The sequence below is a fragment of the Owariibacterium komagatae genome (assembly GCF_045865535.1).
In the GTDB taxonomy this organism is placed as follows: domain Bacteria; phylum Bacillota; class Clostridia; order Oscillospirales; family Ruminococcaceae; genus Ruthenibacterium; species Ruthenibacterium komagatae.
On the sequence record NZ_AP031406.1, the window covers coordinates 780,749 to 792,188 of the forward strand.

13 protein-coding genes are annotated in these 11,440 nt (G+C 54.2%); 2 read left to right on the forward strand and 11 right to left on the reverse strand.

Going from position 1 to position 11,440, the window contains the following annotated elements; all coding sequences use genetic code 11:
• Nucleotide 1: 1 nt before the first annotated feature.
• The 7 genes from atpH to ACKTS9_RS03985 all read right to left on the reverse strand — a co-directional run bounded on the left by atpH (nucleotide 2) and on the right by ACKTS9_RS03985 (nucleotide 3,182).
• Nucleotides 2-538, reverse strand: coding sequence for an ATP synthase F1 subunit delta (atpH, locus tag ACKTS9_RS03955; RefSeq protein ID WP_407879079.1), 537 nt, complete (start codon nucleotides 536-538; stop codon nucleotides 2-4).
• Nucleotides 535-1,038: a F0F1 ATP synthase subunit B gene (gene atpF / locus ACKTS9_RS03960; RefSeq protein ID WP_349216824.1), complete on the reverse strand. Its 504-nt coding sequence runs from the start codon at nucleotides 1,036-1,038 to the stop codon at nucleotides 535-537. Before atpF ends, atpH begins: the two co-directional genes overlap by 4 nt.
• Nucleotides 1,039-1,071: 33 nt before the next feature.
• On the reverse strand, nucleotides 1,072-1,311 hold the full coding sequence (atpE, locus tag ACKTS9_RS03965; RefSeq protein ID WP_349216838.1) for an ATP synthase F0 subunit C: 240 nt from the start codon (nucleotides 1,309-1,311) through the stop codon (nucleotides 1,072-1,074).
• Nucleotides 1,312-1,369: 58 nt separating this feature from the next.
• Nucleotides 1,370-1,630: an ATP synthase F0 subunit C gene (gene atpE, locus ACKTS9_RS03970; RefSeq protein WP_349216825.1), complete on the reverse strand. Its 261-nt coding sequence runs from the start codon at nucleotides 1,628-1,630 to the stop codon at nucleotides 1,370-1,372.
• Between the two features lie 46 nt (nucleotides 1,631-1,676).
• On the reverse strand, nucleotides 1,677-2,426 hold the full coding sequence (locus ACKTS9_RS03975) for a F0F1 ATP synthase subunit A (RefSeq protein WP_407879082.1): 750 nt from the start codon (nucleotides 2,424-2,426) through the stop codon (nucleotides 1,677-1,679).
• Nucleotides 2,427-2,492: 66 nt separating this feature from the next.
• Nucleotides 2,493-2,891, reverse strand: coding sequence for an ATP synthase subunit I (locus tag ACKTS9_RS03980; protein ID WP_349216827.1), 399 nt, complete (start codon nucleotides 2,889-2,891; stop codon nucleotides 2,493-2,495).
• 12 nt (nucleotides 2,892-2,903) lie between these two features.
• On the reverse strand, nucleotides 2,904-3,182 hold the full coding sequence (locus ACKTS9_RS03985; protein WP_407879085.1) for an AtpZ/AtpI family protein: 279 nt from the start codon (nucleotides 3,180-3,182) through the stop codon (nucleotides 2,904-2,906).
• Nucleotides 3,183-3,541: 359 nt separating this feature from the next.
• On the opposite strand from ACKTS9_RS03985, the gene ACKTS9_RS03990 reads away from it, so the two are divergent.
• Nucleotides 3,542-5,020, forward strand: a complete 1,479-nt coding sequence (locus tag ACKTS9_RS03990; RefSeq protein ID WP_349216829.1) for a DUF1846 domain-containing protein — start codon at nucleotides 3,542-3,544, stop codon at nucleotides 5,018-5,020.
• Between the two features lie 517 nt (nucleotides 5,021-5,537).
• Here ACKTS9_RS03990 and ACKTS9_RS03995 read toward each other — a convergent pair.
• The 4 genes from ACKTS9_RS03995 to hypB are packed head-to-tail and all read right to left on the reverse strand — an operon-like array spanning nucleotide 5,538 to nucleotide 10,462.
• Nucleotides 5,538-6,581 carry a DUF5692 family protein gene (locus tag ACKTS9_RS03995; protein WP_349216830.1) on the reverse strand — a complete coding sequence of 348 codons (1,044 nt, stop codon included), beginning with the start codon at nucleotides 6,579-6,581 and terminating at the stop codon, nucleotides 5,538-5,540.
• Between the two features lie 31 nt (nucleotides 6,582-6,612).
• Nucleotides 6,613-6,990, reverse strand: a complete 378-nt coding sequence (locus tag ACKTS9_RS04000) for a hydrogenase maturation nickel metallochaperone HypA (protein WP_349216831.1) — start codon at nucleotides 6,988-6,990, stop codon at nucleotides 6,613-6,615.
• 3 nt (nucleotides 6,991-6,993) lie between these two features.
• A complete protein-coding gene (locus tag ACKTS9_RS04005; protein ID WP_349216832.1) occupies nucleotides 6,994-9,762 on the reverse strand; it encodes an FAD-dependent oxidoreductase in 2,769 nt (922 codons plus the stop codon).
• A 1-nt stretch (nucleotide 9,763) separates the two neighbouring features.
• A complete protein-coding gene (gene hypB / locus ACKTS9_RS04010) occupies nucleotides 9,764-10,462 on the reverse strand; it encodes a hydrogenase nickel incorporation protein HypB (RefSeq protein ID WP_349216833.1) in 699 nt (232 codons plus the stop codon).
• A gap of 223 nt (nucleotides 10,463-10,685) precedes the next feature.
• Here hypB and ACKTS9_RS04015 point away from each other — a divergent pair, with 223 nt between their 5' ends.
• The gene (locus tag ACKTS9_RS04015; RefSeq protein ID WP_349216834.1) at nucleotides 10,686-11,393 is read left to right on the forward strand and encodes a FadR/GntR family transcriptional regulator; all 708 of its coding nucleotides are present in this window, start codon (nucleotides 10,686-10,688) and stop codon (nucleotides 11,391-11,393) included.
• Nucleotides 11,394-11,440: the final 47 nt, after the last annotated feature.

Sequence of the window (11,440 nt, forward strand, 5' to 3'; positions counted from 1 at the left end):
CTCACCAACTTTCCAAAAGCATCTGGCGCAGCGCCTCAAAACGTCCCGCCACAGAGCCGTCCAGCTCTTTGCCTTCATACTCTACTTTGATTCCGCCCACAAGAGCTTCGTCCACTTTGTTTTCGATCAAAATGCTTTTTCCCGTGACCTGCGCAAGCTTTTCTTTCAGCGCCTGCGTCTGCTGTTCCGTCAGGGGAACCGCACTGATCGCCGTTACCGGCAAAATACCGCGCGCTTCATACAGCCGCGCACAAAATTCCGCCACGCAGCCATCCAAATCGGACAGCGCCCGACGTTCGCACAGAATTTTTAAAAAATTGAGCACATACGGCTGCACATTTCCGCCCAAAGCCTGGTCTAAAAGCGCCAGACGATCTTCCTTTCGGATGGACGGCTGCAAAAGCAGCTTGGAATAGTCCGGATTTTCGCGAAACAGGCGCTGTGTCAGCTGAAGGCCTTCCAGCACCTGATCTTCGCAGTTTTCTTCCGCCGCCAGTTCATACAGCGCGCCGCCGTATTCCTTTTGCGCCGCGGTCATGACGCATCACCCACACGGCTGATAAAATCGTCGATCAGATCCTTGTGCTTATCGGCATCCAATTCGCGCTCCACGACCTTACCTGCCAAATCCAGCGCCAATGCAGAGATGTCATTTTTCAGCTCGCCTGCAGCTTTTCTGCGCTCGGCTTCAATGTCCTTCTCCGCTTTCACCTTCAGTGCCGCGGCCTCTTCACGCGCCTGGCCCACCAGCTGCTCGGCCTGCGCGCTGGCCCGCACATTGGCCGCTTTCACAATTTCACTGGCTTCCTGCTTAGCGCTTGCCAAACGCTGCTCGTACTCGTCTTTCATTTCCTGCGCGCTCTTTTGCGCCTGCTCGGCAGCCGCATAGGTTTCATCCACCTGCTGCGCGCGCTTGTCCATAATTGCCTTGATCGGTTTAAACAGGAACTTCTTAAACAAAAAAGCCTGAATAAACAAGTTGCAGATCTGCGCAACAAAGGTCCATGGCACAACTCCGACCAGGGACTGATATTCCATTCCGGGCTCCCTCCTTTTTTGTTCGCAGTGGGATCAGAGCATGCCCACGAACATCCCCGGCACCAGGAACAAAAGCAGCAGCGACACCACAAAGCCGTAAATGCCGGTCGTCTGCGCCACAGCGCTTCCCAACAGCATCGTGGATGTGATCTCATGCTTCAATTCCGGGCGGCGGGAAATCGCAAGGCAAGCGCCGCCGACTGCGAAACCTTCGCCGATGCCCGGGCCAATGCCCGCCAGCACCGCGAGACCTGCGCCGATGGCACATCCCATCAATACAAGAGCTGTTTCCACGCTCTATCCCTCCTTTGCATTGACTGGCGTGAAAACATCACAGCATGCCAAGGAAGATTCCGGGCGCCACAAACAGCAGAAGCAGACCCGTCACAAAGCCGTAAATACCGGTGGTCTCAGCAATGGCGCAGCCAAGCAGCATGGTGCTGGTGACGTCGCCTTTGGCTTCCGGCTGCCGCGCGATTGCCTCGCAGGACTTACCAACAGCGTAACCCTCACCGATACCAGGGCCGATGCCCGCGATCAAAGCCAAACCGGCGCCAATGGCGCAACCCATCAATACCAAAGCTCTTTCCATTTGTGTTTCCTCCTAAAATATAAAATTATTGGATTTCAAAAACAAATCAACCGTCTTCCGCCGCCGTTGCGATATACATCATGGTCAGCATGCAGAAAATGAATGCCTGCATAAAGCTGGAGAACCAGTCAAAATACAGACTGAGCACTGCGGGAACACCCACCGAAAGGAACGGGATCTCCCCCAACAAATCGCCAACCAGGCCGGGCAAAAGCCCAAACAGCGCCCGGTTTGCCGTCGCCAGAGCCGCGTACACCAGCGTGCTGATGACCGTGCCCGAAATGATGTTGCCGAAATGACGGAACGCCATGGAGATCGGCGTAGCCAACTCACTGATGATGTTGAAGGGCGTGAGAATGAAAATCGGCTTGGTGAAGCCCTTCAAGTATCCGCCTACGCCGCCGGAGCGAATTTTGGTGCCCGTGATCATGATGAACACCACAATGGCCCACGCCAGTTCGGTGGAAAGATCCGCCGTCGGTGCAAACAGTCCCAAAAGGCTGGACAGACTGGAGCACAGCGACAGTGCGAACAATGCGGCGATAAACGGAATGTAGCGCGACCATTTCGGCCCCATATTGTTATTCACAAAATTTTCCGCAGTGGTCACCAAAAACTCCGCAACCGCCTGTTTTTTGGAAATCCCCGCAACTTTCAAATCACGCGTCATCCAAATGCACAGTCCTGTCAACAGCAGCATAATCGCCCACGTCACCACCAGCGTGGCTGAAATGGGAATTCCGCCAAACACATCCAGCGTAAAACAAACCGGTGCGCCGTTGATTGAAATTTCCATTGCTGCTTGATCACCTCTCTTTTCCCCTAAAATCAGCTCGGCCAGGCGGCCGGGCCTTTTATTACTTTACGAATCGCCCTGCTCGGGCCGGTAAAGGCCCAGCAACCGCATGGCGTAAATCGTCAGCGTGGGCATGAGATAAGGCAGCATTACGGCCAGCCAGTGGAAATACGGACAAATGATTCCCACAACCATCACGCCGACCATCAGCAGCATCCGCAGGAAATAGGACAAAATCATGCGGTTCTTTCCCTGTACACCGCGCCCCGCTGACTTCTTTACGGTAAGGGACATCAAAAAGAAATTGAGCACGGCGCCCGCACCGCCCAAAAGCGCACCGGTCACTACCGTGTAATCAAATTGCCCCAAAAGCGCAAACACCGCCACCATCACAACCAATCCGACCGCCTCGCCCAGTGCGATCTGGCCGGTCGTTTTCACGATGGCTGATGAAGTTTTATGCATCGGGTTCCTCCTTTATTTCTTTTTTTTCGACGCGTCCAAAGAGGAGCTGTCCCCGTCCGGCTTTTCCTGCATTTGACGCTGAAAAAAGCCTGCAAACTGCGCAAAGGACGAAGCACCCGCGCCAATGCCCAGTACAATGGCCGCCACATAGACCCAAACGCCCCAGCCGCGGCTGTTCACCAGCCAATGGGCCCCCAGCAAAAGCAGAATGAGCGGTGCCGCCATGGAAAACCCCACTTGGGTGAGCCACGACAAATACCGCATCACTTTCAGCCATCCGTTTTTCTGCAAAGCGCGCACCGCCTGTACCGTACAAATTTACTTTATATTATAACGAAAAAACTGCGTAAACACAAACGAAAACCATCTTTTTTTATTGTATACTTTTCCAAAGTTGTGCAATCCAACATTTACATTTTGCCCGAAAAGCAAACCGAGAATCCGCAGAGCGGAATTTTCAGTTTTTCATGCAGGAATACCAAATTCTGACGGGTTTCAACGTGATAATTTTAACAAACATTTTTTTGAAAGGAACTTGTCTAATCAGGCCATTTAATGGTATCCTTATTAATAGTTGTGTTCATGCCGGCGTGTTCCGGCATCTTGTTATTTTACAGTCTTTATCAGAATGGGAAGAGGGGCAGCATCGTATGCAAAAAGGGTTTGACAACAGCCTTTATATTCAAAAGCAAAAAGAACATATTCTGGAGCGAATCAGTCATTTTGACGGCAAGCTGTATCTGGAATTCGGCGGAAAACTGTTCGACGATTATCATGCGGCACGCGTTCTGCCGGGTTACGACGCCAACGGCAAGATCCGGCTTCTGTATGAACTGCGCGATCAGGCGGAGATCATTTTTGCGGTCAGCGCCGGTGACATTGAAAAGACCAAAGTTCGTGCGGACCTTGGCATCAGCTATGACATGGAGGTTCTGCGCCTGATCGACGACATCACCGCCATGGGCATCAGCGTAAACAGCGTGGTCATCACCCAGTACACTGGTCAAAGCGCAGCGGACGCCTTCAGCATGAAGCTAACCATGCGCGGCGTTAAAAACTACATTCATCGTCCCATCAAGGGCTATCCCACTGATATTGATTACATCTGCAGCGACGAAGGCTACGGCGCCAACCCTTACATCGAAACAACCAAACCTCTGGTGGTCGTGACCGCTCCCGGTCCCGGCTCCGGCAAACTGGCCACCTGCTTGTCCCAGGTGTATCACGAGATTCGGCTGGGCCGCCGGGCAGGTTATGCCAAATTCGAGACCTTCCCCGTATGGAACCTGCCGCTGAAACATCCGGTCAACCTGGCTTATGAGGCGGCTACCGCCGATCTGGCCGACGTGAATATGATCGATCCGTTCCATTTGGAAGCCTACGGAAAAACCACTGTCAACTACAACCGCGACGTAGAGGCATTCCCCATCGTGCGGAACATCCTGTCCCGCATTTCCGGAGACAATGTATATCAGTCTCCCACCGACATGGGCGTGAATATGGTCGGTTACGCCATCACGGACGATCAGGTGGTCCGCGAGGCATCCGGACAGGAAATCATTCGCCGTTTCTTCAAAGCGCTGTGCGACCATAAGCAGGGCAAAGGGACTCAGGATGCCGTGGACAAAATCAAGCGCATCATGCAGGAGATGGGCATTAATCCCCATGACCGCGCTGTGGTGGACCCGGCTCTTGAAAAGAGCAAAGCATCCGGCGTAGCCGCTACGGCTATCCAGCTCCCCAACGGACAGGTCGTCACCGGAAAAGCGTCCAATCTGATGAGCGCTTCCTCTTCCTGCGTTCTGAACGCCATCAAAGTGCTGGCCGGCATCGACGATTCGCTGATGCTCATCAGCCCCATTGTTCTGGAACCGATTCTGAAACTGAAGATCAATATTCTGGGAAGCCGTTCCAGCGTACTGAAAGTGGACGATGTTCTGGCAGCCCTGGCCATCACCGCTGCCACCAACACCATGACGGCCCGCGCCATGGAAGAACTGTCCACGCTGCGCGATTGCGAAATGCACTCCACCACCATGCTGCACACCGGTGACGAGGGCACGCTGCGCAAAATGGGCCTTCGCCTGACCTGCGAGCCTGTATACCCCAGCAAAGACCTGTTCTTCTAAACCCACTGTGATTCGGGCAGCCCGCCAAGGGCTGCCTTTTTTGTTAAGCAGTGAAAAGGGACCGTGTGTCCGTTCTGCACGGTATGGCAGAAGATAACAACAATATCAGCCAGCATACTGCATTTTCCAACATCTCTCCTCCGATTTTGCGGAGAGTAAGCAGGCCCTGGCATCAGGACGCGAATCACCGTTGTGCTGCCTGTTCAGGATATATAAAAAGGCGACAGCCGCTTGGCTGTCGCCTTTTTTCACAAAGTTAAACGAATCATAAACCGCTTTGTTTACCCAATGTTTATCATCGGACAGTAAGATAAAACCTGTTCAAAACAAACACAACGAAAGGATGCATTTTTATGTCTCATCTGAAAACTTTCTTCTGCCACCTTCAAAACATTCTGGAAGAAAACACGGAATCGTTTCAGTCTCTGTGTGAATTCTGTGGCTGGCGTGCCTGAACACCGACTGTGTTTTCCTGCGCCAATATCCAATTTCGGGCTCGCCTTTCGGCGGGGCCTTTTCAGTTGTTTTCCGCCCGCGCCATGGCCAGCTGGAAATCTCTCTGATCGGTGAAAATTTCATTCTTGTACGGATTCTTCTTCTGCTCCAGCGAACGCTTGATAATAATAGCCAGCACGATCACGTTGGCAGCCAGTGCCAGAATGGCGATTACGCCCTGCATGGTCGGGTCCGCCGAAGTGGGACGAACCGCTGCATCCATTACGCCGTCGGTATAAAGAATCGGCAACGTGGAGAAGACGCTGGCATCCTGGAACAGCGGGAACACCTGTGCAAACATGCACCACAGAGCCAGCGTATTGGCGCGGTTCTGAATCCAGCCGCCCTTGTTCCACAGCGCATTGGCAAAGGTGGGCGCCAGCAGAAGCGCCAGACCGCAGTACCAGGCATGCGTGGGAAGGTTGTTGTAGGTATACTCAAAGTTCCACAAATCGTACGCGATAATGTAAAGGAACGTCATGTCCGGCCAGAGCATATCCTGCTGTTTTTTGGAAGTGTAGATGCCCCACCAGCCGGTCATGCAGAAGATATTCAGGATGCCGGCAATGCCGTTGACCCAGTTCCACCAGCCGCCATACAGCCAGACGTTCTCGCTGGACAGCCACCAGCGGTCTCCCGTTTCCGCCAGCGCCAGCGCACCGCGGATGCCGGATTCAAAGTCGCTGCCCACGGCAATCAGGATGTTGATGGCCACAATGGCAAACGGGAACACCTTAAACCAATCGTTTTTTGCAATTCCCCATTTGTATTTGAGCATCATAAACCCGATGCAGCCCGCCGTTGCCGCGTACAGTTTTGCATAATGGAACCAGCTGTTCATATGTACGTAGGTCGGGTTGTTCAGCGCCCACTCGGCGCCCATGGCCGCGCCCACATAGATGGAAATAAAATAGACCGTCAGGCCGGCCGGCAGCAGCAGGAAGAAAAAGATGCCGCCTTTTTTGGTCCTGCGGGACAGTTCATTCACCACAATCAACCCTGCGAACACCAGCAGCCAGCCCAAAAGCTGATAACCGGCATTTTCTCCGTAAATTTGAAACAACATGATAAAACTCCTCTCTCAATTACCCTTTTTCTCATTCATCCGCCGCGGGAATCGCTTCGCTTTCCGGGTCCACCTCGATCTCCTGGATCATCATTTCATTGCCCTGAACAAGGTGTGTCTGTTCGCTTTTGCAGGCCGGGCACTGCCGGCCGTACTGCACCGTAGGATAGACTTCTCCGCACGCTTCGCACACGGTTCGCGCCGGGATGGTGCGCACCTTCAATTGCGCACCGTCCAGCATTGCGGAACGGGCAGCCGCCCACTTCCAGCAATCCTGCAGATACTCTTCCACCACACCGGACACCTCGCCCAGTTCCAATGCCACTGCGCGGATGTGCCGCACCTGATTGGCGCGGCCCACCTCTTCCACGCTGCGAATAATATGAAATACAATTCCCAATTCGTGCATAGCTCACGGTTCCTTCTTGCCGAAGCGAATCTTGATCTCCCGCTTGATCATATAGGGCAGAATCGCCTTGAATTTATCTTCTGTGCGAACCATCTTGCTGCATTCAGGCAAATCTCTGTGCAGGCGGATCGCGTCAAATTCGCACTTGGTGGTGCAAATTCCGCACCCGATACACTTGTTGGGGTCCACCACCGAAGCGCCGCATCCCAGGCAGCGCGCCGTCTCCTTGCGGACCTGCTCCTCGGTCAGTGTTTTATGGGCATCGCGGAAAGAACGCGCCGCATCGATAGACGCATCCATGCCCGCCTCCTGCCGGGAAGAAGTATCGTAGCTTTCCAGAACAACGTCTGCCTTGTTCAGTTCCTTGAAATCCCGTCGGTTCCGTCCAATGGTCAGGCTGGTGTTGGGCTGTACGAAACGGTGAATGGAGACCGCGCCTTCCTTGCCCGCCGCAATGGCATCAATGGCAAATTTGGGGCCGGTATAAACATCGCCGCCCACAAAAACATCCGGTTCGGCGGTTTGATAGGTCAGCGCGTCCGCTTTCGCGCGGCCGCCGCCTGCCAATTCCACCCGCGATCCTTGCAGCAACTCGCCCCATTCGATGCTTTGGCCAATGCTCAAAAATACATTTTCGCAGGGAACGGTCATGGTTTCTTCTTCGTTGTATACAGGCGCGAAACGGCCCGCCTCATCCAGCACGGACACACAGCGCTTGAACACGACACCCACCACTTTTCCGCCGTCGGTGAGAATCTCCTTGGGGCCCCAGCCGCAGTTCAGCAAAACGCCCTCTTCCAGCGCTTCGGACACTTCTTCGGCTGATGCGGGCATTGCATTCTGCTGTTCCAGACAATACATCTCCACCTGCTGTGCTCCGCACCGCAGGCTGGAGCGCGCCACATCAATGGCCACGTTGCCGCCGCCGATCACCACCGCTCTGCCCTGCACACGCAGATGTTCGTCTGCGCACACGTTGCGCAAGAACTCGACCGCAGTCATCACGCCCGCCGCCTCTTCGCCGGGAACGCCCGCACGGCGTCCTCCCTGACAGCCAATGGCCACGTAGAACGCCTGATATCCCTGTTTGCGCAGTTCATCCAGCGTCACGTCGCGGCCAACTTCCACACCGCAGCGGATTTCCACGCCCATCTGACGCAGAACGTCCACCTCGGCCGCCACCACATCTTTTTCCAGCTTGTAAGAAGGAATTCCGTATACCAGCATACCGCCGGGCTTTTCATTCTTTTCAAAGACCGTGGGGCGGTATCCTTTTTCCGCCAGATAATACGCGCAGGACAGTCCGGCCGGACCCGCGCCGATCACTGCGATTTTCTGGTCAAATCCGCCCCGGTTGGAAGGCGGCACAATGGGCGGCACATAACGCGTCTGTGCATTCAGGTCCTGCTGCGCGATAAACTTTTTCACCGCGTCAATGGCCACGGCCTGGTCTACGGTCCCGCGAGTGCAGGCATCTTCACAGCGCCGGTTGCACACACGCCCGCAAACCGCCGGGAAGGGATTTTCTTTCTTGATCAGCGCCAGCGCGTCCCGGTAACGGCCCTGGGCCGCCATTTTCAGATACCCCTGAACCGCAATGTGCGCAGGGCACGCCGTTTTGCAGGGAGCCGTGCCGGTGTCATAGCAGTTGATCCGGTTTTTGTCCCGGTAATCGATGTCCCACTTCTCCGGCCCCCACTTGATTTTATCCGGCAGTTCCTTGCGCGGATACTGCACCGGGCCGTTTTTCGTGCACAGCTTCTGCCCCAGCTTGACAGCGCCCGCAGGACAGTATTCCACGCAGCGCCCGCAGGCCACACAATTTTCGGTCTCCACCTTTGCCACATAGGCCGAGCGGCTCATATTGGGCGTATTAAACAGCTGGCTGGTGCGCAGTGCATTGCAAATATTTACATTGCAGTTGCAGATGGCAAAAATTTTGTTTTCACCGTCGATGTTGGTGATCTGGTGCACAAAACCATTGTCCTCTGCGCGCTTGAGAATGTGCAGCACTTCGTCATAATCCACATAATGACCTTTCTTGGTCTCCACCAGGTAATCAGCCATATCTCCCACGCCGATGCACCAGTCTTCCGGGTCATCACCGCACCCCTCTCCCAGCTTCGCGCGGGACATGCGGCAGGAACAGGGACTCGCAGCATATTTTCCGTCGTATTTTTTCAGCCAATGGGAAATGTGCTCGATGTCCACAGATTGATTTTCCGTTTCGATGGCCTTTTCCACCGGAATGACGTGCATGCCGATGCCCGCACCGCCCGGCGGCACCATCGCCGTAATGTGCTCCAGCGGCAAAAAGGTCATTCGCTCAAAAAAGGCAGTTACTTCCGGATGCTCATCGATCTGGTGTTTCTGCATGTTGAAAAACTCGGCGCTGCCCGGCACGAACATGGGCAGAACATACTGTTTTTCTCGGCGCTCGTTTTCCCAGTTGTACTCCAGAAGGCCGATGTAACTCATTTGATACAACAGCGGTTCCAGTTCTTCGGCACTTTTCCCCGTCGCTTTGACCAGCTGCGGAAGCGTCATGGGTTTGCGCACTTTCATTTTCAACGCCACATCCGCCATCTCATCGGTTACAAGCCCTGCCAGGCCCCAATATTCCGGGTCCTCCGCTGTGAGCGGACGCAGCTTGGCCGGCACACGGTCAGTAATCATCTGTCCCAGTTTCATAATCTTTTCCCGCGGCTTTTCATCCTTCGGAATGGAAAAAGACAATTTGCTTTCATCCAGCGGAAAATGTGTCTGACTCATTTCATACCTCTACTTTCTCTGTCGCAAAATCATCCGCGCGCCAGGCGAGAATCTGGCTGCGCAGCCACTCGATCCACGGCCCCATTCCCTCGCCCGTTCTGGCACAAATGGGAATTACCACCGCATTGGGATTGCGCATCTGCACGTATGCGCGGCATTGGTCCAAATCAAAATCGAAATACGGCATTACATCCATTTTATTGACGAGCACCACATCGCACACAGAAAACATCAGCGGATATTTCAACGGTTTGTCGTGTCCTTCCGGCACGGAAAGGATCATGGCATTTTTTACTGCGCCTGTATCGAACTCGGCCGGGCACACCAAATTGCCCACATTTTCCAGAATGGCCAGTTCCACATCGTCCGCATCCAGTCCTTCCAGCCCCTGCCGGGTCATCTCCGCATCCAGATGGCACATGCCGCCCGTGTGCAGCTGAATCGCCTTGGCGCCGGTGACCGCGATAGCGCGGGCATCCACATCGGAATCAATGTCCGCCTCCATCACCCCGATACGGAATTCACCGCCCAACATCTCAATCGTCCGTTTCAGCGTAGTGGTCTTGCCAGACCCCGGCGACGACATCAGATTCAGCAAAAAGATGCCTTTTTTCTTCAGCTGCGCCCGCAGCTGATCCGCCTGCCGGTCATTGGCCGCAAACACGCTTTGCTTGACCTGCAGAACTTTCACTTCATCCATCGCGTTCTCTCCTCTTCTCATTCTGGCTTATCCAGAGTGATTCACACAAAATTTTCACAATTTTCTCTTCGTTAATAAAGTAACATTCTTGTGAAAAAGCGTCAATAAACATTGGTATAATTTGGGGAATAGCCCAAAAGCCTCTCTTTTCATTGGACAAATTGTATGATAAAATAGCCTTGTGGTATGTGGTATAGCCAATGTTACAAAAGAGGTGTTTTTTGTGGAGTTTACCAGACTTTCGGCCCCCAGCTTAAAAGATCTGTTTGTGCAGCAGCTTCAGGGAAAAATTCTTTCGGGAGAATTGCCCGTGGGCACACAACTGCCGCCCGAACGGGAACTTGCCCGTCAGATGCAGGTCAGCCGAGCCGTGGTCAACGGCGGACTGGCCGAGTTGGCCGGCCAGGGCTTTCTGGAAGTTCGCCCCCGGCAGGGCACATGCGTGGCGGACTATCGCCGTGAGGGAAACCTGAGCACTTTGATCGCCATCATGGAATTTCGCGGCGGCGTGCTGGGAAAAGACGAAATCCGTTCGATTCTGGAAGTGCGCCGTGCGCTGGAGCACCTGGCAGTGGAAAGCGCCATCCGCCATGCTTCTGATGAGTCGCTGGCCCGCCTGGGGGATATTCTGGAAAAGCTTGCCGCTTCGGAAGATGCCGCGCAGGCTGCGGAAACTGCTTTCCAATTTCAGCACGAACTGGCCCTTGCGGGCGGCAACAGTATTCTCCCCCTGATTTATTATTCATTTAAAGCGCCTGTCATCACTCTGTGGGTGCGCTTCTGCCGGCTGTACGGCATCGAAGCCCTTTGTCGCAACACCGAGACGCTGTATACCTATCTTCGCGCCCGGGATCTTACAGCTGCTTCGCAATGGATCGACACGTATCTGGGAAAAGCCATCAGCGGAAGTCAGCAGATTTATACCGAATAACCGGATCGTTCGGTCCGGACAAAAAAGCGCCGGCTAATGCCGGCGCT

Bases quoted from the DNA above. Each gene is read 5' to 3' on its own strand.
- atpH (WP_407879079.1), bottom strand. From the start codon at position 538: ATGACCGCGGCGCAAAAGGAATACGGCGGCGCGCTGTATGAACTGGCG.
- atpF (WP_349216824.1), bottom strand. From the start codon at position 1,038: ATGGAATATCAGTCCCTGGTCGGAGTTGTGCCATGGACCTTTGTTGCG.
- atpE (WP_349216838.1), bottom strand. From the start codon at position 1,311: ATGGGATGTGCCATCGGCGCAGGTCTCGCGGTGCTGGCGGGCATTGGC.
- atpE (WP_349216825.1), bottom strand. From the start codon at position 1,630: ATGGAAAGAGCTTTGGTATTGATGGGTTGCGCCATTGGCGCCGGTTTG.
- ACKTS9_RS03975 (WP_407879082.1), bottom strand. From the start codon at position 2,426: ATGGAAATTTCAATCAACGGCGCACCGGTTTGTTTTACGCTGGATGTG.
- ACKTS9_RS03980 (WP_349216827.1), bottom strand. From the start codon at position 2,891: ATGCATAAAACTTCATCAGCCATCGTGAAAACGACCGGCCAGATCGCA.
- ACKTS9_RS03990 (WP_349216829.1), top strand. From the start codon at position 3,542: ATGCAAAAAGGGTTTGACAACAGCCTTTATATTCAAAAGCAAAAAGAA.
- ACKTS9_RS03995 (WP_349216830.1), bottom strand. From the start codon at position 6,581: ATGTTGTTTCAAATTTACGGAGAAAATGCCGGTTATCAGCTTTTGGGC.
- ACKTS9_RS04000 (WP_349216831.1), bottom strand. From the start codon at position 6,990: ATGCACGAATTGGGAATTGTATTTCATATTATTCGCAGCGTGGAAGAG.
- ACKTS9_RS04005 (WP_349216832.1), bottom strand. From the start codon at position 9,762: ATGAGTCAGACACATTTTCCGCTGGATGAAAGCAAATTGTCTTTTTCC.
- hypB (WP_349216833.1), bottom strand. From the start codon at position 10,462: ATGGATGAAGTGAAAGTTCTGCAGGTCAAGCAAAGCGTGTTTGCGGCC.